Below are 22,876 nucleotides of genomic sequence, written 5' to 3'. Positions count from 1 at the left end.
GGTCAGACCTCGGGGCGCAGCATCGGCGGGTTGAGGAGGGTGGCACCGCCGGCGCGGAAGAGCTGGGCGGGGCGGCCGCCCTGGCGCGTGGTGGTACCCCCTGTGGGCACCAGGAATCCCGGCGTACCCGTCACCTTGCGGTGGAAGTTGCGCGGGTCCAGCGCCACGCCCCACACCGCCTCGTAGACCCGTCTCAGCTCGCCGACTGTGAACTCCGGCGGGCAGAAGGCGGTGGCCAGCGACGAGTACTCGATCTTGGAACGGGCGCGCTCCACCCCGTCCGCGAGGATCTGCGCATGGTCGAAGGCCAACGGCGCCACCGGTTCGCCGTCACGTCCGTAGCCGCCCTGCTCCAGCAACTCCTCGACCGGCGCCCAGCGTGCGCTGTTGGCGTCCCCACCCGGCCGCGGCGCCGGCAGGTCCGGAGCAAGGGCGAGGTGGGCGACGCTGACGACCCTCATCCGGGGGTCGCGCTTGGGGTCGCCGTAGGTCGCCAGCTGCTCCAGGTGCGCGCCGTTGTCCTGAGCGGGCTCGGACGGTTCATGGGCGGTCAGGCCGGTCTCCTCGGCCAGCTCCCGGGCCGCGGCCTGGGACAGGTCCTCGTCCGGCCGGACGAAGCCACCGGGCAGCGCCCACCGCCCCTGGAAAGGCTGTTCGCCCCGCCGTACCGTCAGCGCGCAGAGCGCGTGACGACGGACGGTCAGCACGACCAGGTCCACGGTGACAGCGAAGGGCGGGTAGTCCGACGGGTCGTAGGGCATGCCGCGATCATAGTCGTCTGCCTGACGATAAACACTCCCTTCGCTGCCGCTTCCCCACTTGATCCACTTCTGTCCGCCACCTATCCCAGGGCCACGCTCGGGCCCCGGGGAAGCCGACGCCACCCGCAGTCCCGTCCGGTGTCGCGCGAGGTCACACTCCCAACTGCAGTCGGTCGGCCGCCTCCTCGACCATCGCGAGCCCCAGCCTGCTGACGCGTACGGTGAACGGGGCCCCCGCGACCCGCAGCCCCGTCAAGCCGATCTCGCCCAGCGGCGCACTGCGCACCGGCCGCAGGGTCACCGTCCCCGCTGGGGCGTCGGGGCGGATCCCGACAAGGGTGGCGAGCAGCAGCACCCCGGCGCCCGCCGCCGTCGCGGCCGGTCTGCAGGAGGCGGGATGCGGCAGCGGGGCGCCTCCCGCGGTCCGCTGCTCCCCCGCGTACATCTCCGGCAGCCGATGTCCGAAGCTCTCCGCCGCCGCCAGCACGCCCCGCAGCAGGGCGCTCGCCTCCTTCTCGTAACCGGCGGCCGCCAGTCCCGCGACCGCCACCGCCGTCTCCTGCACGCGTACGGCGCCGCCGCGATGACCGAAGGGGTTGTACGCGGCCTCCTTCGCTCCCAGACTCCGCAGCCCCCACCCCGAGTCCATGGCGGGCCCTCCGAGCAGGCGTGCCAGCTGTTCGGTGCGCACCTTGTCGAGGAGCCCCGGAGCGAGTTCTCCCGCGCCGAGCAGCCCGGTGTCGAGAAGGTGGGCGGCCCCCGCGCCCAGGTGCGGCATCGGACGCCCGTCCGGGGTGCGGGCGGCGGCGGGTCTGCCCCCGCTCCGGTCCTCCACCCAGAAGTCCACCATGAACCGGCTCCGCAGCTCACTCGCCCAGTCCCGCAGCTCGGCACCACCCGGCCGGCCGTACGCGTCGAGAAGGTCGGCGCCCAGGAGAGCGGCCCGGTGGGCGTGGGCCTGGGTCTCGCAACGCGATGGTCCGCCCGGGCCCGGGTCGGGCAGATAGACACCGCTGCCGACCGCGCCCCGCAGCCACCGCAGACAGCGCTCGGCGGCAGGCAGCAGTGCCTCGGTCTCCTGCTCGGGCAGTCCCCACCGCCGGGCCTCCGCGAGGAGCACGGGAAACAGCAGGGTCGCCTCGGTACCTGTGCAGCCCGCCGGCAGATGCGGGCCCGCGTCCCGTCGGGGGCCCGGAATCATGCCGGACCGGGCTCCCATGCTCGCGAGTTGGGTGCGGGCCAGGGTGCGCAGGGTGCCTGCCGTGAGGCGCGTGCCGAGCGGCAGCGTCATCCGGGCCGCGACGAGCGCGTCGGCCGGAGCCATACCGCAGCGCCAGGGCGCCCCCGCCGCGAGGTGGGTGTCGGACGGGTTCCTCGGGTCACGCAGCAGCAGAGCCTCCAAGTCCTCCAGGCAGGTGTGCAGCAGGGACTGCGCCACCGGGTCGTCCCCCGCGACGCGTGCCTGGGCGAGCGGGCTGGTGGCGCCCCGCCCCACCGGCCTGATGGGTCATGCGCCGTCAGGTCGCACCCGCAGCTCCACACTCCGGCTGCCGCCGGGCGGGAGTTGCAGCTCCCAGCGCAGCAGTCCCGCGGAGGCCAGGGCGTCGGTGGGTGGAGGATGGGCGGTCACCGTGGAGTGTCCGTTGACGCAGGTCCAGCGGAGGCCGGAGTCGTGGACGCTTGCCGGCAGTTCGGGCCCCGCGCTGCCGGAGGCGACCGCCCCCAGCTCCGCGAGATCCGTGCCCAGTGCCACCTCGACGGGCAGGCACAGCGGGCGGCGGGCCGTGCTGTGCAGGGTGATCCGCTCGGTGCCGTCCGCGTACCGGGTGCGCTCGACCATGACGTCCGGATCCGGTCCGGCGTCGGTGGACAGGCGCAGGGTCGCGATGAATCGGGCCCGGTCGGCCGTCACCATCCGTGCCTGCACGGCGAGCGGTTCGCGTCCGGCCACCCGTACCTGACAACGGGAGAGCATGCGACGTCCCGCGCGGTAGAAACCCTCCAGCCCGTTGCCGTTCAGCTGGCCCTGGTCCGTCGAGATCGCGAGGCCCGGCAGGGCGACACAGATCAACGTGGTGTGGGCCGGTGGCAGCTCCGTGGGGCGGCGCGGGGCGGAGGTGGGTGACTGCGGGGTCGGCGTGCTCGCCGTTCCTGGCTGCGCAGGCAGGCGAGGCCCCGGAGAGCCCCCCGCGTCGGGCACGGATACCCCGGGACCACCGAGGCTTCCCAGGCGTGGACCCACGGCCCGGGCCGCCGGGGTTCGGTGTTCCCCGCGGGGAACACCGATGCCGTCTCCACGGGCCCGGGGAGAGGGCTGGAGGGGCCTGGGGAAGGTCGGAACGTCATCAGGGGCTTCGGGCAACGAGGGGAGGGACATGGGGCGGCTTCTTCTGTCTTCGGCGCGCGTGGGGTGCGCTCGGCACCGAGTGGGGAACCGGAGAGGGACGGAGTGTGGGACAGGGCGGCGGGGCGGCGGAACCAGGCCGTGGGTACCGCCACACAGGTGAACGGAGCGGCTGCGCTCCGGGTCACGCCCCCGTACGGAGAAGCCGACCGAACCAGCACGTCGTGCCACTGCGCCGGGGGTGACCGTGCAACCGCAAGCGGTGGCCTCAGCCTCAGGCAGCCGCGATGCGCAGGGGAGCCGGCGCTCGACATGAGCGCGGCGCACAGGCCGCACTCGCGTCGCCCCACCGCCGCACAGGGGCAGTGGACGCGCACCGCCGAGGGGCCGTAGCCGGGTACCCCAGCAGGACCGTAGCCGCGCACCGCGGTCGAGCAGTGGCTCCGGGCGCACTCGGATTCGCAGAGCCGCACTCATGCGGGCGGCAAGGCAGGGCAGCGTGCCCAGCGGCTTCCGGAGCACGGCCGAGGCGCTCGGCCCGGCTCCGCAATTGCGGCTCGCGTGATCCCGGTGGAGAAGCGTGGCCCTCAGGTACGCCCAGATCCAGAACAGCGCATGCATGCGGGGAATGCGAGGCATGCCATGACTCGACAGGTTCCACACGCTCACGTCTCCCCCGCCCTGGACTGCCCTCCGGCCGTACGGCGGGCTTGTGCCCGTCCGCTCGCCCCGTCCGCCGTACGTCCCGGACGTCGGCCGACAGGTGGGCTGCCGTCGGCGGAAGGTGCGCGACGGGATTGCGCCGCACCGGGGGATCGCCGGACGGCACGGGCCTCGGTGCCCCCCTCCGAGCGGGGCCTGCGTCGGCGACGGGGGCCGGCCGCGACGCAGGGCCGGTCCGAGGCGGAGGGGTTGTCGGGCGACGGGTCAGCGGCGCTCGTCTCACCGTCGGTCCCCGCACCGGCGGGGGCCGCCGCCAGATCGCGGCCCCTGCGCTCCGAGCGCAGGCAGCGGCGAATGGTCTCGGGGTCGAGCCCTTCGTTGCAGGCCTGGTGGAGGAGGCGGGCGAAGAGGTAGTCGGGGTCGGCGGCGAGGGCCATGGCGAGGGCTTCGCGGGCCTCCAGTTCGTCGCCGGAGGACCAGGCGACCCAGCCGACGAGGGTGAGCGGGGCGGCTGCATGCTCGCCGTAGGGGCCGACGCAGCGTCGGGCGAGGGTGCGCCAGAGACGAAGCGCCGGGGCCGCCTCGTCGCCTTCCATCCATTCGGCTGCGCGATCGCGGGTGGCGCGGTCCTGGAGTCCGAGGATCAGGGTGGCGGCGTCTTCGTGTGTGACGAGCTCGTCGTCGAGGAGGTCGGCGTCCAGGGGGGCGGTCGAGGTCGCGGTGCCCGCCAGGCGTCCGATGACGCGCCGTGCCACCGCGAGGGTCTCCTCGGCCACTTCCCTGCGGCTTTCCGCGTCCAGGATCCTGGGAACGAGGGCGGACTGCGCGGAGTCGAGGGCGGCTTCCTGCTGGAGCGCGGCGGCGGTCTCCCACGGCAGGAGCCTGGCCCGCATCTCTTTCAGGGTGCCGCGCACCCGGAGGCCGGCGTAGGTCGCGGCGGCGGCCAGCACGGAGGTGCCCGGCAGCCCCATCGGCTCTCCGTCGGGCGCGCAGCATCCGTTGCCGGGGCAGCAGTAGGACCAGAAACGGCCGTCGGAGATGCACAGGGCCTCGATCACCGGCACGTCCATGCTGCCGCAGGCCCTGCGCAGCAGCTGGGCGAGTGGCCGCAGGCGTTCCATGACGTCACGCGGTGACTCACCGCTCGCCGTGTCCTGGCAGAGGAAGGCGACCATGCTCTCCGGCTTGGCTCCCCGGCGCTCACTTCCGGTCACCAGACCGTGAGCCAGCTGCTGGGCGACGGACGGCCAGTCGTCCGTCTGGGCCGGGATGCCCAGCCGTGCCCTCCCGCCGAACCGGCCTCGTGTGTCCCGGTCGTGCAGTGCGACGAGGACGATGCTGTCCTCGGGGCGGTATCCCAGCAGGTAGGGAAGGGCATCGGCGAGTTCGGCCGGCGTGCGGAGGGTCACCTGTGGTTCCCCGCCGGGGTCGGTGGCCGCACGGTGTCCCAGAAAGGCGGAGGAGGGCCCACTGCTGCCGCACCCCTTCTGCCCGCTGATGTCACTGTTGCCGGAGGTCCCGGCTGCTTCGCTGTGATTCGTCATGCGGTGACCATCTCGCGGATCTTGAGATTCCGCTTTTGCCTGTGGATAAGTCTGACCATGATCACGTCAGAAGCTGTCCACAGTTCGACCCGCTCGTTCGCGCGATGTCCGAGGCATCGGGTTGCATGGAGTCATGAGCGACGAAGACCAGCCCACGACGGACCGCCAGGATCTGCGCACGACCGCCGACGCCGTACTCGCCCGTCTCGTCGGAGCCCCGGAGGGCACGGCGAGGCTGCGCGAGGACCAGTGGCACGCCATCGAGGCACTGGTCGCGGACAAGCGCAGAGCCCTGGTGGTGCAGCGCACGGGCTGGGGCAAGTCCGCGGTGTACTTCGTCGCGACCGCGCTGCTGCGCGAGCAGGGGGCGGGCCCGACCGTCATCGTCTCGCCGCTCCTGGCGCTGATGCGCAACCAGGTGGAGGCGGCCGCCCGCGCCGGAATCCGGGCGCGGACCATCAACTCCTCGAACACGGAGGAGTGGGACACGATCCGTCAGGAGGTCACCGCGGGCACGGTCGACGTACTCCTGGTCAGCCCCGAGCGGCTCAACAACCCGGACTTCCGTGACCAGGTCCTGCCCGAGCTGGCGGCCGCGACCGGTCTGCTCGTGGTGGACGAGGCGCACTGCATCTCGGACTGGGGCCACGACTTCCGTCCCGACTACCGCCGGCTGCGCACCATGCTGGCCGACCTCCCGCCCGGCGTCCCGGTGCTCGCCACCACCGCGACGGCCAACGCGCGTGTGACCGCCGATGTGGCCGATCAGCTGGGCACCGGCGGTGGCACGGACGCGCTGGTGCTGCGAGGGCCGCTGGACCGCGAGAGTCTGAGCCTTGCGGTGCTCCAACTGCCGGACGCCGCCCATCGCATGGCCTGGCTCGCCGACCACCTGAACGAGTTGCCGGGCTCCGGGATCATCTACACGCTCACGGTGGCCGCGGCCGAGGAGGTCACCGCGTTCCTCCGCCAGTGCGGACACACCGTGACCTCGTACACGGGCAAGACGGAGAACGCGGACCGGCAGCAGGCCGAGGAGGACCTGCTCGCCAACCGCGTCAAGGCCCTGGTCGCCACCTCAGCGCTGGGCATGGGGTTCGACAAACCCGACCTGGGCTTCGTGGTCCACCTCGGCTCACCGTCCTCCCCCATCGCCTACTACCAGCAGGTGGGCCGCGCCGGCCGTGGGGTCGAGCACGCGGAGGTGCTGCTCCTGCCGGGCAAGGAGGACCAGGCGATCTGGGAGTACTTCGCCTCGGTCGCCTTCCCCCCGGAGGAACAGGTGCGCCGCACCCTGGACGTCCTCGCGCACGCGGAGCGACCGCTCTCCCTCCCCGCCCTCGAACCCCTGGTGGAGCTGCGCCGCTCCCGACTGGAGACGATGCTGAAGGTCCTCGACGTGGACGGCGCGGTCCGACGCGTCCAGGGCGGCTGGATCTCCACCGGCGTGCCCTGGGTCTACGACACCGAGCGCTATGCCTGGGTCGCCAAGCAGCGTGCCGCCGAGCAGCAGGCCATGCGTGACTACGTCGCGACACCGGATTGCCGCATGGAGTTCCTCCGGCGGCAGTTGGACGACGAGGAAGCCGCCCCGTGCGGGCGGTGCGACAACTGCACGAAGCCCAGGTTCGCGGACTCCGTCTCCCCGGCGGCTCTGGACGTGGCGCGCGGCGAGTTGGGGCGCGCGGGTGTCGAGGTCGAACCCCGCAAGATGTGGCCGACGGGCCTGCCTGCCGTGGGGGTCAACCTGAAGGGACGCATTCCGGCCGGTGAACAGGCCGCTCCCGGACGGGCTCTGGGGCGACTGTCGGACATCGGCTGGGGAAATCGTCTGCGGCCGATGCTCGCTCCCCAGGCCCCGGACGGGCCGGTCCCGGACGATGTGGCGAAGGCCGTGGTGGCCGTGCTGGCCGACTGGGCGAAGGGCCCCGACGGTTGGGCCTCCGGGCCGGCCGACGCCCAGCCCCGTCCCGTGGGTGTCGTCACCATGGCCTCCCGCTCCCGGCCGCAGTTGATCGGTTCCCTGGGCGCTCGGATCGCCGAGATCGGCCGTCTGCCCCTGCTGGGCTCGGTGGCGTACACCGGCGGGGTCTCCCAGGTCACCCGTAGCAACAGCGCGCAACGACTCAAGGCACTCGACGGGGCGATGACCGTGCCCCCCGAGCTCGCCGTCGCCCTCCAGGAGGCGGGCGGACCCGTACTCCTGGTCGATGACGCCACCGAGACCGGCTGGACACTCGCGGTCGCCGCGCGTGCGCTCCGGCGCGCGGGTGCACAGGGGGTGTTGCCACTCGTTCTCGCCGTCCGGGCGTGACCGACCAGGCGCCCCGACGAGGCGCGGTACCGCCGGGCGTTGCCGACGAGCCCTATGTGCAGGGATATAAGCAGTGAATCACCACAAAACTGTCAGTGGCCCCAATTGCTCGTTGCCGCAACCAAGTTCGCCAGGAAGAATTGGAGTCCGCTCCCCGCACGGCCTACCCGTCGATCGGTAGGGCTTTCGCTGCGGCGTGCGCTCCCCCAAGTCCGACCCTCGCCCGCAGAATGGGCGCGTAGCCGAAGGGAGGATCGTGACCTTCGGATTCGCTCCGTCCTCGGCGGCCTCCGTGTCGACGTCTGCCGACCTGTCCGCCGCTTCCGCCAACCGGATGCTCGAGCCCGCGGAATGGGCCGCCGCCGGGATTCCGCTGTTGCGTAATCCCCGGGAGGTCGTCAGCGGGCTGCACGCGCGACATCAGCCCCGGCCCGCGACGGCGGTCATCGCCGTCCTGGATCCGGACGAGCGGTTGCTGGCGAGTGCCTCGTTCATCAGGCGTCCGGCACCGGCCGACGGCTGGATGTTCCGCAACGCGCTTCTCGCCCAGCTGAGGCGGGTCATTCCGCACGACCTGCGCCGGCGGACCCCGGTGCGAACGGCGGTGCTGCTCTACTGCCGTGACGGTGACGCGCGTTGGACCGAGGAGGACGGGGCGTGGATGTGGGGGCTGAGGGACGCCTGCACCCTGCACGGGCTGCGCTGCGGCGCGTACATCACGCTGACACGTGACGGCTGGCAGGTGCTCGGCGAGGGCCGGGGCGGTCGCCGTCCTCACGCGGACTCGCCGGCGGAACCCTTCGCCACGGCCGTGGCACCGCCGCCCATGCCGCGCACCGGCGGTGTCGCCTCGGAAGTACTTCGCCGAGCCGCCGCACGTTGAGCGGCGCGGGCCGCCGACGCGACAAGGGGCAGACCGACCCGAAACCCGCACCCGCACCCGCGTCTGCGTCTGCGTCTGCGTCTGCGTCTGCGGGGGTGCGTGCGGCAATGCCCCAACGCCCCGAACGTCGCCCGTACCCTCACCCCGCGTGCCGTCCGACCCGCGTCGGGCCGGACGGCACCACACTGAGCAGCGACGCCACCCCCGCCCCGCGAGATCGCGCGCGACGCGTCCCGGACACGCCGAAACACCCCGCAGGCACGCCGAAGCGCCCCGTCGCGGGGTGTGGCCGTCGTGGCGCCCGGGCGTCGCCGTCCGGGCTCGCAACGGCTCCCCGGCAAGCCTTGTGGGGCCGACCGGGGCGGGTTCCGCAGTCGCTCAGACTCCGGCGCCCAGAACCGAGTTGATCGTCTGCGGGTCGCCGCACACGATCAGCAGGGCCCGGGCCCGGCCGAGGGCCTTGGGCAGCGCGTGCGTGGCGACGGCGTCGGTCCCGCCGTTGACGGCGACCACGACCACGGGACGCGGCGCGGCCCGCTCGGTGGCCGAGGCATCGGCGTAGAAGACGTCGTCGCCCGCGTCGTGCTGCGCCCAGTAGGCGGCCTCACCGAAGGAGAGTTCGTGGGCGGCCCACGGATGCGACTCGCCGGTGGTGATCACCAGCACGTCGCCGGGGGCACGGCCCGACTCCAACAGCAGGTCGACGGCTTCCTCGGCGGCGTCCAGCGCACCCTCGGCCGAGGCCGGGATCAGCTGGATCTGCGGGGTGGCGGCAGGAGCGGACGGCCCGGGCTTTGCGGCGGCATGCGCCGCACGCTGGGCCGGCACCGGCCGGGCAGGACCCGGACGACCGGGACGCGGCGGGGCCGCGGGACGGGGACCGGGTACGGGACGGGGGGTCGGTGCGACCCGGCCGCTGGCCGGAGTGGCACGCGGGCCCTGGGCACTCTCGTGAATCTGAGGCTCCTCGGGAATGAGAGGCATGAGCTGATTTTTATCAAACGCCGGTGCGACTCGCGTCGCGGGGTGGCACATGAGTGCGAACGGATCCATCAGAAATCGAAGCCGAGCTGGCCCTCGATCTCCGGAACGTTTCCGTTCGCCCAGTTGCGGGCCTTCTTGAGGTGCCGCCACTGGGGCAGCGCATCAAGATACGCCCACGACAACCGGTGGTACGGGGTGGGGCCCCGCTCCGCCAGCGCGGCCTTGTGGACAGGCGACGGATACCCGGCGTTGGCCGCGAAACCGAAGTCTGCATGGTCAACACCCAGTTCGGCCATCATTTTGTCGCGCTGAACCTTGGCGATCACCGAGGCGGCCGCCACGGCGACGCAGGACTGGTCGCCCTTGATCACCGTACGGACCCGCCACGGCGAGCCCAGGTAGTCGTGCTTGCCGTCGAGGATGACCGCGTCGGGCCGTACGGGAAGCGCCTCCAGGGCCCGTACCGCGGCCAGTCGCAGTGCGGCCGTCATCCCCAGGTCGTCGATCTCCTCCGGAGAGGCGTGACCGAGGGCGTGCGAGGTCACCCACTTCAGCAGTTCCTCGGAGAGCGACTCGCGTCGCTTGATCGTCAGGAGCTTGGAGTCGGTGAGGCCCTCGGGCGGCCGGCGCAGTCCGGTGACCGCCGCGCAGACGGTGACGGGGCCGGCCCACGCTCCGCGCCCCACCTCGTCGACACCGGCAATGATCTTCGCTCCGGTCGTGGCACGCAGAGAGCGCTCGACGGTGTGAGTAGGCGGTTCGTACGGCATGGCGCCCTTAGCCTACGCCGCCCACACCCCTCGACGACACCCAGGTTTCCCAGGGGCGCCCCAGCCCTCCCGGCGGCCCCGTTCAGGCACCCCTCGGGCTCAGCAGCGGGACCATCAACTGGTCGATCATCTCTTTGATGTCCCGCTCACTCCATTCGCTCCCGCACATCTTCGAGCGGTACATCATCATGGCCGGAATCGCGTCGAAGACATAGCCGTTCGCCGCGTCGGGCCGAACCTCGCCGCGCCTGATTCCGCGCTCGACGACCTCCCGCAACAGCTTGACCGTCGGCTCCACGACACCGCCGACGATGACACCGTGGAAGCGCTCTGCCTGGATGGTGTCGCATTCGTGAATGACCGAGCGCAGCGCGAAACCCGGCCGGGAGAACATGGCCTCGCGCGCCTGACGGCACAACTCCAGCAGATCCTCGCGCACGCTCCCGAGGTCCGGCGCCTCCTCGAAGCGGGGCAGCCCGGCCTGGAGCGCGTCGGCGACGAGATCCTCCTTGGAGGGCCAGCGTCGATAGACAGCCGCCTTGCCCGTCTGGGCGCCCGCAGCGACCCCCTCCATGGTGAGGCCGCTCCAGCCCACGGTGCTGAGCTGTTCGAGCGCGGCATCGAGGATCGCGCGCTCGAGTACGGCGCCGCGCCGACGCGGGGAGGCCGTCTGAGCGGGAGCGGCCGTCCAGCGCGAAGTGACCATCTGTGTTTCTCCGTTGAGCCGAGGGGCGGGGGTGCGAAAAGCCAAAAAACGGCGGGCGGCACACTCCGCGGCGGCGACTTCAATGAACGCTTGCGTTCACTAAGGGGGACTCACTACCGTGGACGCGTCGGTGAACGCAAGCGTTCACTAAGGCACTTGTGGGGGACCCATAGTGACGACCTCTCCGTTGACCAAGGATCAGAAGCCGGGAGCAGCCCGCCGGGAGGGGCGTCCCGGCATCGCGCTCACCGTCATCGCGGCCTGCCAACTCATGGTGGTACTCGACGCGACGATTGTGAACATCGCGCTCCCGCACATTCAAGACGCGCTCAAGTTCAGCACCACCGACCTGACATGGGTGGTCAGCGCCTACACGCTGACCTTCGGCGGCCTGCTGCTCCTGGGCGGCCGGGCCGGTGACATCCTGGGCCGCCGCCGTGTGTTCATGACCGGAATCCTCGTCTTCACGCTCGCCTCACTGCTCGGCGGACTCGCCCAGGAGCCCTGGCAGCTGCTCGCGGCACGCGCTCTCCAGGGCGTCGGCGGGGCGATCGCGTCGCCGACCGCGCTGGCACTCATCACCACGACGTTCCCCGAAGGGCCGGAGCGGAACCGGGCGTTCGGTGTCTTCGCCGCGGTGTCCGCCGGTGGCGGCGCCATCGGCCTGCTCGCGGGCGGCATGCTCACCGAGTGGCTCGACTGGCGTTGGGTGCTGTTCGTCAACGTGCCCATCGGCGTGCTGATAGCCGTCCTCACCCCGATGTACATCACCGAGTCCGAGCGGCACCCGGGACGGTTCGACGTCGCGGGCGCGCTCGCCTCGACAGCCGGTATGGCCTCGCTGGTCTACGGGTTCATCCGCGCGGCGGAGGAGGGCTGGCGCGACAGCCTGACCATCGGGTCCTTCACGGCGGCAGCGGTCCTGCTGCTGCTGTTCGGCCTCATCGAGCGGCGGGCCAGGGAGCCGATCACCCCGCTGAAGATGTTCACCGACCGCAATCGCTCGGGCACCTACGTGATCATGCTGAGCCTCGCGGCGGCGATGTTCGGGATGTTCTTCTTCATCGTGCTGTTCGTGCAGAACGTGCTGCAGTACACGCCGATCGAGGCCGGCCTGGCCTTCCTGCCGGTGACCTTCGCGATCGTGACGGGCGCCGGACTGTCCCAGCGGTTCCTGCCGGTGCTCGGGCCCAAGCCGTTCATGGTGACCGGTTCGACGATGGTCGTTCTCGGGCTGGGCTGGCAGACCTTGATCAATCCCGACAGTTCCTATGTCGGCGGAGTGCTCGGCCCGATGGTGGTGTTCGGCTTCGGCATGGGCCTGAACTTCGTGACGCTCACCCTGACCGCGGTCTCCGGAGTCGCGCCGCACGAGGCGGGCGCGGCCTCCGGCCTGCTCAACGTCACCCAGCAGGTGGGCGGCTCGCTCGGCCTCTCCATCCTCACCACGGTCTTCGGTACGGCCAGCCGTGACGAGGCGGACAAGCAGGTGCAGCTCTTCATGGCGCAGGCCACGGCGGAACAGAAGACCGAGTTCGCCCAGACTCACCAGCTCCCCGCCCCCTGGGGCCACGAAGTACTCGCGCAGGGCATCTCGACGGCGTTCGTCCCGGCTGTCGCGATGGCCGTACTGGCCCTGCTCACCGCCATCTTCGTGATCAGGGTCCGCAAGAGCGACCTGGAGGCCCTGTCCGGCACCGCCGGGCCCGCTGCCGGAGGCTGACCGGGCGGGCGCCCGATCGGCCACGAACGGCCGGACCATGCCCCTGGCTGACTGCGGCAGGGAGCGTGGCCCGGCCTTGCGCGGGCACACCCGGACGTCTCAGCGGTAGAACTCCGACCCCGACTCACCGCAGGCCGGGCCGCTCGACCCCGGCACCGGCGGGCGCTCCGCCAGGACCCGTCTCGCCTCGGCCTCGCCCCAGCTCGTGGCGTACCAGGGGATGTGGTGCCGCTCGTCCAGCTCCTCCTTGATGTCCCTCAGCGCGCACGACCTCAAGGGCTCCTCCAGCCGGTCCAGGGCGGGCACCGCGTCGGCGGACAACCCCCTGGCGTAGGGGAGGTCGAAGCGGCCCGTCGCCTCGTACCGCTGGACGTTGCGCTCCGCGATCAACGCGTCGGGCGACGCGAGCCCGAACGCCAGCACCACGGCGACCACACTGACCGCGACGGCGCGCGGCAGCCAGCGGGCGCCCCACACGCCGGCGGCCATGATGAGCACGATGACCAGACCGAGCCAGAGCTCCATGGTCAGCACCGAGACCCTCAGCCTTGTCAGCCCATAGGCCTCCATATACATGTCCATACGTCGCACAGCGGATGCCACGACAACGAGCGCCAGGGCGCACAGCGTTCCCAGCACACCGCGTACGAGCGTCCGGTCACTCGGACGAGTGCGGGGCGCCCAGCGCAGGGCGATCACGATGACCAGCAGGGTGAGCAGTGTGGCCATGAGCAGCTGCCAGAATCCCTGACGCGCGTACTCGGCGTACGTCTGGCCGGTCTTCGCGAGGACGGCGTCGTAGCCGCCGAAGAGCACGGCCAGCTGGACGGCGTTGAAGACGGCGAAGAGCGCCACGAGCCCGACCAGCGGCAGTGCCCATTCGACGCGCCCGCGCGCGCGTCCCGCGGGGACCTGCACGCGGTCGAAACGGGCGGGCGCGGCCGCCGTGCGGGCTGCCGCGAGAGTCCCGAACAGGCCGAGGGCGAGAAGCAGGAACTGCCAAGGTCCGTCGGACACGGAGACGTCGGGCACCAGCGCACCGAGCAGATCCGCGAAGGCCGCGTCGGCCCCGGCGAACAGCGCGCCGAAGACGAGGAGCAGGACCGCCGCCACGACGACCGCGCGGAACAGGGGCACCACACGACCCCGGTCGTCGCCCACCCGCTCCCGCAGCCCCTGCCAGGCCCACGCCGGGCCGGTGACCAGTGAGGTGAACACACCGACCGGGCCGAGCAGGACCGCGGGCCAGGTACGGCCGCCGTGCAGAGCGAGCGAGCCCGCCGCGAGCGCGGTGACGACGGCGAGGAACGAGGGCCACTCGGCGGCGCGCAGCGCGGGTACGGCCAGCAGGGCGACCCCGCCGACGCCCCAGACGAACGCCCAGGGTCGAGGGCGCCGGCCCGCCCGCCGTCCGGCGACGTACACGGCGAGCGTGGCGGGCACGGTGACGACGAGTATGTTCACCGCCAGTCCCTCGCCCAGCAGCAACATGCTGAGGACACCGGTGGCCAGGGCGGCCCACAGGGTCGCGGTGCGGATGGGCGCGGGTTCCCCCGGGCTGAAGTCGATCAACTTCGGCGTCTCGGGCGGCGGTCCCGGTAGCGGTATCCGTGCGGGCCCGCCCTTGCTGCCCTGCGGCTCGGCACGGCCGGGCGCTGCCGGCGCGGAGCGGCCTTCCGCGCTCGCGGCGCGCGCCCTGGACGCCGGCCCTTCGGGCTCCGGATCGGCTTGTTCTGACGGTGTCTCGGACATGGGCCCCCTCCCACGACCGGCCCCCACCGCCCCCGTACGCAGCGCGTCACTACGGCTAAGGGCCCGCGGCCGGTGCCTCGTCGCCGCGTCTCGTCATGATCAACAGGCGGCGTGGCGGACAGGCTAGCCGCGGGAGGGCACGCGCGACCGACCGAGGAAGGCACTGTGGCACTCCTGTGACAGTCAGGGCGATTGGGGCTGATGGGGTCCCGCCGCGCATCTCCTCCGGTCGGCTACGCCGGACGCAGCCAGCCCGGGAACGCTTCGGTCTGCTCCACCCATGCCTCGGGGGGCGTCCCGGTCTTCCCGGAGGCGACCACTCCGCCGACGATGGCGCAGGTGGTGTCGACGTCTCCGCCCACCTGGGCCGTCGTCCAGAAGCCCTGCTCGTAGTCACCGAGGGCGCGTGCCGCCGACCAGAGCGCGAACGGCACGGTGTCATGCGCCGTGGTGCGCCGCCCGCAGCCCAGTACGGCGGCCACGGTGTCCGCGTCGGCGTAGTCGAGCATGTCCCGGGCGCGGCGCAGCCCCGCGCCGACGGCGCTTTTCGGGACCAGCGCGATGACGCCGTCGAGCAACGCTTCCGCGCTCGGCGCTCCGGCCGGGTCGCCCGCGAGGGCGGCGGCTGCGGCGACGGCCATGGCACCGACGACGGCCTCGCGGTGCTGGTGCGTGGGGTAGGCCGAGATCTCCGCCTGGTGGGTGGCCTGCTCGGGGTCGTCCGCGTACCAGGCACCCAGCGGGGCGATCCGCATGGCCGCGCCGTTCCCCCAGGATCCCTGGCCGTTGAAGAGCGCCGAGGCCAGCTCCCGCCAGTCGCCGCCCTCCCGGACCAGGCGCAGCAGACGGTTGACCGCGGGGCCGTAGCCCCGGTCGAAGTCGTGGTGCACGGCGAAGGAGCGCGCCAGCTCGTCCTGGTCGATCCGGTGGTGCCCCGCCAGCACGGCCACGACGGAACAGGCCATCTCGGTGTCGTCGGTCCACTGCCAGGGGCCGGGCGGAACCTCACGGCGCTTGAGCAGCGGATAGTTCACAGGCACGAAGTACTGCGAGCCCAGCGCGTCCCCCACCGCGAGCCCGCGCAGGCTGGACAGGGCGCGCTCCAGGCGGCCTTCGGAAGAGGAGTCAGCGGTCATCGCCCTGCCACTCTATCCGGTGGCCCCGTACGATTCCGGGTCCCGCCAGCGGTCGAACGGCCGGTCGAGCGCGTACTTGCCGTCCTCGCCGAGAACGAGCATCCGCATCTCCGCGTTCCCGGGATTCGACAGGGACTCGAACTCCGCCACCGTCCAGTGGAACCAGCGCATGCAGAACAGCCGCATGGCGAGTCCGTGGGTGACGAGCAGGACGTTCGGCGGGTGGTCGGGGTCCTCGAAGCTGCGGAACAGGCTCTCCAGGAAGCCGCCGACCCGGTCGTACACATCGGCGCCGGACTCGCCCTGCACGAAGCGGTAGAAAAAGTGCCCGTACGCGTCCCGATAGGCCTTCTGGAGCCGTACGTCGTCGGGGTCCTGCCAGTTGCCCCAGTCCTGCTCGCGCAGCCGGGGCTCCTCGCGCACCCGTACCTGTTCGGGGTCCAGATGGAACGCCTGGAAGGTCTCGTGGGTCCGGCGGTACGGGGAGACGTACACGCTGACGCGCTCGCGACCGAGGACGTCGCGGATGCGTTTTCCGGTCTCCTCCGCCTGCTGCCAGCCGAGATCGGTGAGTGCGAGGGCGTGGTCGGGTTCGCGCTCGTACACGGTGTCATCAACATTGCCCGTTGACTCGCCGTGTCGGACAAGGATGATGCGCCGTGGTCGTGCCATGCCAAGACCCTAAAGGGGACGAGGCCGGATCGAGCACTCGTCCAGGTGCCATACGGCGTAGGTCACACCTGTCCCGCTCGCCGATCAGCCAGGTTGGAAATCCGAACCGACCCGAGTCCGGATCTCAAACCGTCCAGCTCGGCTCCAGTTCCACGATGTCGCCCGCGAGGGCCGCGACATCGGCCTCCAGCTGGGCCCGCAGGGCGAGGCGCTCGATGCGTTCGGCGCGGTACTTGCCGTGCTCCGCGGCCGAATGCCACATGGAGAGGATCATGAACTCATGTCCCGGCGCCTCGCCGAACAGCCCCCGCACCATGCCCGGGGATCCGGCCATCGCGGGGTTCCAGACCTTCTCCTGCATCAGGGCGAAGTGCTCGGCGCGCTCCTCATGGACACGGCAGTGCGCCACCCGCACCACATCGGCCTCGGTGAAGCGCGGCTCGAAACCGGTCTTCACGTCGAAGCGGTGGTCGAAGAGCTTGACCTGGAGGTCCTTGAAGGTGCCCGACTGCGAGGCGGCGAGCCGGTCGTGGGAGCGTGCCATGAAGGAGTCGTAGAAGGCGCGGCTCTCCCAGAAGGAGAAGATGTGCGCCACGCCGGGCCGCACCCGGCTCCAACCCCCACCCTGTCCCCGGAAACCCGGCTCCCCCGGCAGCCCCGCCCACTTTCGCTGCCCCCGCTCGAAACCGCGGCGGTCCACCACGGTGCAGCGAATCCACTTGACCAGCACCGCGCCATGGTAAGGCCACCGAACGTGGCGGCGGTCACTCTCCGGCCGGTCACACCCGGGCGAGGGGCCCGGTCCGCGTGCGAGGATGGACAACTGGCCTGGACCACCAGGCAGTTCGGCCCGCAAGCACAGAAGGACGGGGAGGAGAGTTCTGTTGAACGGCCTCAACAAGGGCATCCGCAAGGTCGAGGTGTCGCTGAAGTGGGACCCGAGCCCCGCCGGGCAGCCGCCGACGGATCTCGACATCGTCGCGGCGACCTACCTGGCGGCCGACCCGAGTGGCGACCCCGCCTATGTCGTCCATTTCGACAGCCGCTCGCCCGACGGCACCATCACCCTCAACCGCGACAGCCAGACCGGCCAGGGATTCGGCTGGGACGAGATGATGACGGTGGAGCTGAACCGCCTCGACGCCCGCTACGGGCGGGTCGTCATCGGCGTCGCCATACAGCAGAAATCCGGCACGAAGACCTTCGCCGGCGTCCAGAATCCCGGCCTGCGCATCCGTGAGGGATACACGGTCCTCGCGGAGGACGACTTCGCCGGCGTGCTCGGCTCCACCGCGGCGACCGTCGCCTCGTTCGTCCGCGACGCGACCGGCGAGTGGACCTTCCACCCCGGCATCACCGGCTACGACGAGGACCCGGCGACCTTCGCCCGTGTCATGGGCCGCCCGCCCCGGCCCTGACGAACCGCCCTTCGACACGCCGAGGGCGGTGGAGTCGACTTCGACTCCACCGCCCTGACGTGCCGGTTCGCGCCCGAGGGCGCTCAGATCAGCTGCAGCCGCTCGTCGAGCCGCAGCCCTCGCAGATGTAGCAGGAGCCGGCGCGCTGCATCTTCGTGCCGCAGGAGAAGCACAGCGGGGCGTCGGCCTGGATGCCCAACTGCATCTCCACCAGCTCGGCGCTGGTGTGGGCCTGCTTCGGGGCGGGCTTGGCGCCCTCCTCGTCGGCCTTCGGGGCGGCGACGGCCTTCAGGGACTGCCGCGGCGCCGACTGGGACAGGCCCTCGACGTCCACCTCCACGTCGTCGAGGATCGGCTCGTACGAACCGGTCTCCAGGTGACGCTGACGCTCGTCGGCGGAGTGGATACCGAGCGCGGAGCGCGTCTCGAAGGGCAGGAAGTCCAGCGCCAGGCGGCGGAAGATGTAGTCGACGATCGACGCCGCCATCCGCACGTCCGGGTCGTCCGTCATACCGGCCGGCTCGAAGCGCATGTTCGTGAACTTGGAGACGTACGTCTCCAGCGGCACGCCGTACTGCAGACCGACCGAGACGGCGATCGAGAAGGCGTCCATCATGCCCGCGAGGGTCGAACCCTGCTTGGACATCTTCAGGAAGACCTCGCCCAGGCCGTCGTCCGGGTAGGAATTGGCGATCATGTAACCCTCGGCGCCGCCGACGGTGAAGGACGTGGTGATGCCGGGACGGCCCTTCGGGAGGCGCTTGCGGACCGGGCGGTACTCGACGACCTTCTCGACCGTGGCCCGGATGGTCTCCTCGGCCTTCTCGGTGATCTCGGCCTTCTCCGAGTCCTTGGTCTTGGCGGAGAGCGGCTGGCCGACCTTGCAGTTGTCGCGGTAGATCGCCAGCGCCTTGACGCCCAGCTTCCAGGCCTCGAAGTAGATCTCCTCGACCTCCTCGACGGTCGCCGTCTCCGGCATGTTGACCGTCTTGGAGATGGCGCCGGAGATCCACGGCTGGATCGCGGCCATCATGCGGACGTGGCCCATCGGGGAGATGGCGCGCTCGCCCATGGCGCAGTCGAAGACCTCGTAGTGCTCCGGCTTGAGGCTCGGGGCGTCGATCACATTGCCGTGGTCGGCGATGTGGGCGACGATCGCCTCGATCTGTTCCTCCTGGTACCCCAGGCGGCGCAGGGCCTGCGGGACCGTGCCGTTGACGATCTGCATCGAGCCGCCGCCGACCAGCTTCTTGAACTTGACCAGCGCCAGGTCCGGCTCGACACCGGTGGTGTCGCAGGACATGGCCAGCCCGATCGTGCCGGTCGGCGCGAGCACGGACGCCTGGGAGTTGCGGAAGCCGTTCTTCTCGCCGAGGCGCAGCACGTCCTGCCAGGCCTCGGTGGCGGCGGCCCACACCGGGGTGTCCAGGTCGTCCATGCGACCGGCCGTGCCATTGGCGTCGGAGTGCTGCTTCATGACGCGCTTGTGGGCGTCGGCGTTACGGGCGTAACCGTCGTACGGGCCGACGACCGCGGCGAGTTCCGCCGAACGCTTGTACGCCGTGCCGGTCATCAGGGAGGTGATGGCACCGGCGAGGGCGCGGCCGCCTTCGGAGTCGTAGGCGTGACCGGTCGCCATCAGCAGGGCGCCCAGGTTGGCGTAACCGATGCCGAGCTGGCGGAAGGCGCGGGTGTTCTCGCCGATCTTCTGGGTGGGGAAGTCGGCGAAGCAGATGGAGATGTCCATCGCCGTGATGACGAGCTCGACGACCTTGGCGAAGCGCTCGACCTCGAAGGACTGGCGGCCCAGGCCGTCGTCCTTGAGGAACTTCATCAGGTTCAGCGAGGCGAGGTTGCAGGACGTGTTGTCCAGGTGCATGTACTCGCTGCACGGGTTGGACGCGGTGATGCGGCCGGACTCGGGGCAGGTGTGCCAGTTGTTGATCACACCGTCGTACTGGATGCCCGGGTCGGCGCAGGCCCACGCGGCCTCGGCGAGCTTGCGGAACAGCGCCTTGGCGTCGACCTTCTCGATGACCTCGCCGGTCATACGGGCGCGCAGGCCGAACTCTGTGCCGTTCTCCACGGCCGTCATGAACTCGTCGTTCACGCGGACCGAGTTGTTGGCGTTCTGGTACTGGACGGACGTGATGTCGTCGCCGCCCAGGTCCATGTCGAAGCCCGCGTCGCGCAGGGCGCGGATCTTCTCCTCTTCCTTCACCTTGGTGGCGATGAAGTCCTCGACGTCCGGGTGGTCCACGTCGAGAACGACCATCTTGGCCGCGCGGCGGGTGGCGCCGCCCGACTTGATCGTTCCGGCGGAGGCGTCGGCGCCCCGCATGAAGGAGACCGGGCCGGAGGCGTTGCCGCCCGAGGAGAGCAGCTCCTTGGAGGAGCGGATGCGGGACAGGTTCAGGCCGGCGCCCGAGCCGCCCTTGAAGATCATGCCCTCTTCCTTGTACCAGTCGAGGATCGACTCCATGGAGTCGTCGACGGACAGGATGAAGCAGGCGGAGACCTGCTGGGGCTGCGGCGTGCCCACGTTGAACCAGACAGGGCTGTTGAAGCTGAAGACCTGGTGCAGGAGGGCGTACGCCAGTTCGTGCTCGAAGATCTCGGCGTCGGCGGGCGAGGCGAAGTACTTGTTGTCCTCGCCGGCCTTCGTGTAGGTCTTCACGATGCGGTCGATCAGCTGCTTGAGGCCGGTCTCGCGCTGCGGGGTGCCCACGGCACCGCGGAAGTACTTGCTGGTGACGATGTTGACCGCGTTCACCGACCAGAAGTCGGGGAACTCGACGCCACGCTGCTCGAAGTTGACCGAGCCGTCGCGCCAGTTGGTCATGACGACGTCACGGCGCTCCCAGACCACCTCGTCGTACGGGTGCACGCCGGGAGTGGTGTGGATGCGCTCGATACGCAGGCCCTTGCTCGCCTTGGTGGCCTTGGCGCGGGAACTCCGTGCCGGACCGCTCGCCGTCTCTGTCATGCCGCCTCCCTGTACGGGCGTAAACGCCCTGAAGTGTCGCGTTGTTCCCGTGACACGGTGTTCTGTCTTGTGTCGCGACCCGGCCGCACAGCCGTTCGCGACAGGTCTGGATCGCCGCCGATCGTCCGGACCCTTCGGTCCGGCGGTGCGGCCCGCCGTCAGTCGGCGGCGTTGGCGGGCACGGGGACTTGGGCAGCCCCTCCGGACCCGCGGTCGTTCTTCGGGCGCCCCTCGGCCGCGTTCTCGACGTCCTCGTCGTTCGCGACCGGGCGCTGGTGCTGCTCGTTCCTCAGTTCCCCGATGGCGGCCTCGAAGTCCTCCAGCGAGCCGAACGCCCGGTAGACCGAGGCGAACCGCAAGTAGGCGACGAGGTCCAGCTCCTGCAACGGGCCGAGTATGGCCAGCCCCACGTCGTGGGTGGTCAGTTCGGCGCTTCCGGTCGCGCGCACCGCCTCCTCGACCCGCTGGCCGAGCTGGGCGAGCGCGTCCTCGGTGACGGGCCTCCCCTGGCATGCCTTGCGGACGCCGTTGATGACCTTGGTACGACTGAAGGGCTCGGTCACGCCGGACCGCTTGACCACCATCAGCGAACACGTCTCCACCGTCGTGAAACGACGGGAGCAGTCGGGACACTGACGGCGCCTGCGGATCGACGTGCCGTCGTCCGTCGTACGGCTGTCGACGACACGGCTGTCGGGGTGCCTGCAGAAGGGACAGTGCATAACTCCAACCCTCCTCACAGCACGACTCGATAGCCCCCACAGGTCCCTCGGGCCCCGCGGAAGCAGCCCCAAGCATAGGGGATGACCAAGAGGCCTAGGACCCGGGGGACCACAACTTCTGGGCTGTTGCGGCAATCCAAGCACTAGATGTAGGGCTTGGCACGTAAATCCACCTACGGCGCGCGTGTCGCCCACGTAGAGGCACGTACCGGACGCGGGCGCCGTCGCGGAGCGCAGCCGCACCGTCGCGGAGCGGACGCGGTCGCGGTAAGGCGGCACAAAGGAAGGGGTCGGTACCCGGCCGGTGAAGTACCGGGTGGCAGACTGGGCCACGCGGCGACAGCGGCCCACAAGGCCAGCCGTTCCGGCGGTGAAGAGTACAGCAATCAGTGCTTTTGTCCGCCGAAGCTCAGGCCCTACACCCAGACAGAAGGCCACGTCCGGTAATCCACGGTTTTTCACTCGAACGTGTGTTTGGCGCAACCTTTCGAAAGCAACTACCGTTGTGCTGCACGGGAGACCATCGAGAGGGGCCGACGTGACCACCACCGCTGACAGTGCCACCATCACTGCCCAGGACCGCTCCCAGAGCCGACTCGAGCCGGTGCATGCGATGAACGAAGCCACGAACCATGAAGGGCCCAAGCGAGCCCTGCCCGGCCGACCTCCAGGCATCAGGGCGGACAGCTCCGGGCTCACCGATCGGCAGCGCCGGGTCATCGAGGTGATCAGGGACTCGGTGCAACGGCGTGGATACCCGCCGTCGATGCGGGAGATCGGCCAGGCGGTCGGCCTGTCCAGCACATCCTCCGTGGCACACCAGCTGATGGCACTGGAGCGCAAGGGCTTCCTGCGCCGCGACCCGCACCGCCCACGTGCGTACGAGGTCCGCGGCTCCGACCAGTCCTCGGCGCAGCCGACGGACACCGCGGGCAAACCGGCCGCTTCGTACGTGCCGCTCGTCGGGCGGATCGCCGCCGGTGGCCCGATCCTCGCCGAGGAATCCGTCGAGGACGTGTTCCCCCTCCCCCGCCAGCTGGTGGGGGACGGCGAACTCTTCGTCCTCAAGGTCGTGGGCGACTCCATGATCGAGGCCGCCATCTGCGACGGGGACTGGGTGACGGTCCGCCGTCAGCCGGTCGCCGAGAACGGCGACATCGTGGCCGCCATGCTGGACGGCGAGGCCACGGTCAAACGCTTCAAGCGCGAGGACGGCCACGTCTGGCTGCTCCCGCACAACGCGGCCTACGAGCCCATCCCGGGTGACGACGCGACCATCCTCGGCAAGGTGGTGGCCGTCCTGCGCCGCGTCTGACACCCAGCGGCGGACGGTCCCCGTGCTCGTCCCCGCCCCTGATCCAGGCCCCGGAATCCACTGCGCCGGTTCCGGGGTCCTGGCTTGTCCAGGACTCGCCGATGAACATCTGCGGGGCCTGACGATGTGCGCGAAACGCGGCCGGCGGTCCGTCCCGATGCTCCGGGACGGACCGCCGGCCGT

The 22,876-nt window shown here is 70.9% G+C and carries 16 protein-coding genes and 1 pseudogene; 5 read left to right on the top strand and 12 right to left on the bottom strand.

Annotated elements, in window-relative coordinates:
* Positions 1-2 precede the first annotated feature (2 nt).
* The 3 genes and pseudogenes from STRBO_RS0109825 to STRBO_RS0109815 form a co-directional block, all read right to left on the bottom strand.
* Positions 3-761 (bottom strand): NUDIX hydrolase, encoded by a 759-nt coding sequence (locus STRBO_RS0109825; protein WP_005481548.1) that lies wholly within the window; start codon positions 759-761, stop codon positions 3-5.
* 151 nt (positions 762-912) lie between these two features.
* Positions 913-2,781: pseudogene (locus STRBO_RS40020) on the bottom strand (glycogen debranching N-terminal domain-containing protein).
* A 989-nt stretch (positions 2,782-3,770) separates the two neighbouring features.
* Positions 3,771-5,312, bottom strand: a complete 1,542-nt coding sequence (locus STRBO_RS0109815; protein WP_005481545.1) for a DUF4192 domain-containing protein — start codon at positions 5,310-5,312, stop codon at positions 3,771-3,773.
* A gap of 133 nt (positions 5,313-5,445) precedes the next feature.
* Here STRBO_RS0109815 and STRBO_RS0109810 point away from each other — a divergent pair, with 133 nt between their 5' ends.
* Both STRBO_RS0109810 and STRBO_RS0109805 read left to right on the top strand, forming a co-directional pair.
* On the top strand, positions 5,446-7,626 hold the full coding sequence (locus STRBO_RS0109810; RefSeq protein WP_005481544.1) for a RecQ family ATP-dependent DNA helicase: 2,181 nt from the start codon (positions 5,446-5,448) through the stop codon (positions 7,624-7,626).
* Between the two features lie 256 nt (positions 7,627-7,882).
* Positions 7,883-8,509: a hypothetical protein gene (locus tag STRBO_RS0109805; protein ID WP_005481543.1), complete on the top strand. Its 627-nt coding sequence runs from the start codon at positions 7,883-7,885 to the stop codon at positions 8,507-8,509.
* Between the two features lie 378 nt (positions 8,510-8,887).
* On the opposite strand, the gene STRBO_RS0109800 is transcribed toward STRBO_RS0109805, so the two are convergent.
* The 3 genes from STRBO_RS0109800 to STRBO_RS0109790 all read right to left on the bottom strand — a co-directional run bounded on the left by STRBO_RS0109800 (position 8,888) and on the right by STRBO_RS0109790 (position 10,969).
* Entirely contained in the window at positions 8,888-9,493 is a 606-nt protein-coding gene (locus STRBO_RS0109800) for a hypothetical protein (protein WP_086016342.1), read from the bottom strand.
* Positions 9,494-9,561: 68 nt separating this feature from the next.
* Positions 9,562-10,263 (bottom strand): ribonuclease HII, encoded by a 702-nt coding sequence (locus STRBO_RS0109795; RefSeq protein WP_005481541.1) that lies wholly within the window; start codon positions 10,261-10,263, stop codon positions 9,562-9,564.
* A gap of 82 nt (positions 10,264-10,345) precedes the next feature.
* The gene (locus STRBO_RS0109790) at positions 10,346-10,969 is read right to left on the bottom strand and encodes a TetR/AcrR family transcriptional regulator (protein ID WP_005481538.1); all 624 of its coding nucleotides are present in this window, start codon (positions 10,967-10,969) and stop codon (positions 10,346-10,348) included.
* Positions 10,970-11,141: 172 nt separating this feature from the next.
* Here STRBO_RS0109790 and STRBO_RS0109785 point away from each other — a divergent pair, with 172 nt between their 5' ends.
* A complete protein-coding gene (locus STRBO_RS0109785; protein WP_005481535.1) occupies positions 11,142-12,692 on the top strand; it encodes an MFS transporter in 1,551 nt (516 codons plus the stop codon).
* A gap of 99 nt (positions 12,693-12,791) precedes the next feature.
* Here the strand turns inward: STRBO_RS0109785 and STRBO_RS0109780 are convergent, their stop codons facing one another.
* The 4 genes from STRBO_RS0109780 to STRBO_RS40015 all read right to left on the bottom strand — a co-directional run bounded on the left by STRBO_RS0109780 (position 12,792) and on the right by STRBO_RS40015 (position 16,982).
* Entirely contained in the window at positions 12,792-14,444 is a 1,653-nt protein-coding gene (locus STRBO_RS0109780) for a DUF4153 domain-containing protein (protein ID WP_237547450.1), read from the bottom strand.
* A 233-nt stretch (positions 14,445-14,677) separates the two neighbouring features.
* Positions 14,678-15,580 carry an ADP-ribosylglycohydrolase family protein gene (locus STRBO_RS0109775; protein WP_005481533.1) on the bottom strand — a complete coding sequence of 301 codons (903 nt, stop codon included), beginning with the start codon at positions 15,578-15,580 and terminating at the stop codon, positions 14,678-14,680.
* 12 nt (positions 15,581-15,592) lie between these two features.
* Entirely contained in the window at positions 15,593-16,252 is a 660-nt protein-coding gene (locus tag STRBO_RS0109770; RefSeq protein WP_005481532.1) for a histidine phosphatase family protein, read from the bottom strand.
* A gap of 124 nt (positions 16,253-16,376) precedes the next feature.
* On the bottom strand, positions 16,377-16,982 hold the full coding sequence (locus STRBO_RS40015; RefSeq protein WP_005481527.1) for a YdbC family protein: 606 nt from the start codon (positions 16,980-16,982) through the stop codon (positions 16,377-16,379).
* Positions 16,983-17,136: 154 nt separating this feature from the next.
* Here STRBO_RS40015 and STRBO_RS0109760 point away from each other — a divergent pair, with 154 nt between their 5' ends.
* Positions 17,137-17,670, top strand: a complete 534-nt coding sequence (locus tag STRBO_RS0109760) for a TerD family protein (protein WP_005481526.1) — start codon at positions 17,137-17,139, stop codon at positions 17,668-17,670.
* 88 nt (positions 17,671-17,758) lie between these two features.
* Here the strand turns inward: STRBO_RS0109760 and STRBO_RS0109755 are convergent, their stop codons facing one another.
* On the bottom strand, positions 17,759-20,656 hold the full coding sequence (locus STRBO_RS0109755; RefSeq protein WP_005481524.1) for a vitamin B12-dependent ribonucleotide reductase: 2,898 nt from the start codon (positions 20,654-20,656) through the stop codon (positions 17,759-17,761).
* Positions 20,657-20,814: 158 nt separating this feature from the next.
* On the bottom strand, positions 20,815-21,378 hold the full coding sequence (gene nrdR, locus STRBO_RS0109750; RefSeq protein ID WP_005481522.1) for a transcriptional regulator NrdR: 564 nt from the start codon (positions 21,376-21,378) through the stop codon (positions 20,815-20,817).
* A 538-nt stretch (positions 21,379-21,916) separates the two neighbouring features.
* Here nrdR and lexA point away from each other — a divergent pair.
* Entirely contained in the window at positions 21,917-22,693 is a 777-nt protein-coding gene (lexA, locus tag STRBO_RS0109745) for a transcriptional repressor LexA (RefSeq protein WP_020114122.1), read from the top strand.
* The last annotated feature ends 183 nt before the right edge of the window (positions 22,694-22,876 follow it).

It is taken from the genome of Streptomyces bottropensis ATCC 25435, from assembly GCF_000383595.1.
Lineage (GTDB): Bacteria > Actinomycetota > Actinomycetes > Streptomycetales > Streptomycetaceae > Streptomyces > Streptomyces bottropensis.
Note: the sequence above shows the minus strand (reverse complement) of the source record. Positions and strands in the feature narration are given on the sequence as shown.

What these genes read in the sequence shown, in the direction of transcription:
- STRBO_RS0109790 (WP_005481538.1), bottom strand. Translation starts at nt 10,969, where the DNA reads ATGGTCACTTCGCGCTGGACGGCCGCTCCCGCTCAGACGGCCTCCCCG.
- STRBO_RS0109800 (WP_086016342.1), bottom strand. Translation starts at nt 9,493, where the DNA reads ATGCCTCTCATTCCCGAGGAGCCTCAGATTCACGAGAGTGCCCAGGGC.
- nrdR (WP_005481522.1), bottom strand. Translation starts at nt 21,378, where the DNA reads ATGCACTGTCCCTTCTGCAGGCACCCCGACAGCCGTGTCGTCGACAGC.
- STRBO_RS0109770 (WP_005481532.1), bottom strand. Translation starts at nt 16,252, where the DNA reads ATGGCACGACCACGGCGCATCATCCTTGTCCGACACGGCGAGTCAACG.
- STRBO_RS0109780 (WP_237547450.1), bottom strand. Translation starts at nt 14,444, where the DNA reads ATGTCCGAGACACCGTCAGAACAAGCCGATCCGGAGCCCGAAGGGCCG.
- STRBO_RS0109755 (WP_005481524.1), bottom strand. Translation starts at nt 20,656, where the DNA reads ATGACAGAGACGGCGAGCGGTCCGGCACGGAGTTCCCGCGCCAAGGCC.
- STRBO_RS0109825 (WP_005481548.1), bottom strand. Translation starts at nt 761, where the DNA reads ATGCCCTACGACCCGTCGGACTACCCGCCCTTCGCTGTCACCGTGGAC.
- STRBO_RS0109775 (WP_005481533.1), bottom strand. Translation starts at nt 15,580, where the DNA reads ATGACCGCTGACTCCTCTTCCGAAGGCCGCCTGGAGCGCGCCCTGTCC.
- STRBO_RS0109810 (WP_005481544.1), top strand. Translation starts at nt 5,446, where the DNA reads ATGAGCGACGAAGACCAGCCCACGACGGACCGCCAGGATCTGCGCACG.
- STRBO_RS0109815 (WP_005481545.1), bottom strand. Translation starts at nt 5,312, where the DNA reads ATGACGAATCACAGCGAAGCAGCCGGGACCTCCGGCAACAGTGACATC.
- STRBO_RS0109795 (WP_005481541.1), bottom strand. Translation starts at nt 10,263, where the DNA reads ATGCCGTACGAACCGCCTACTCACACCGTCGAGCGCTCTCTGCGTGCC.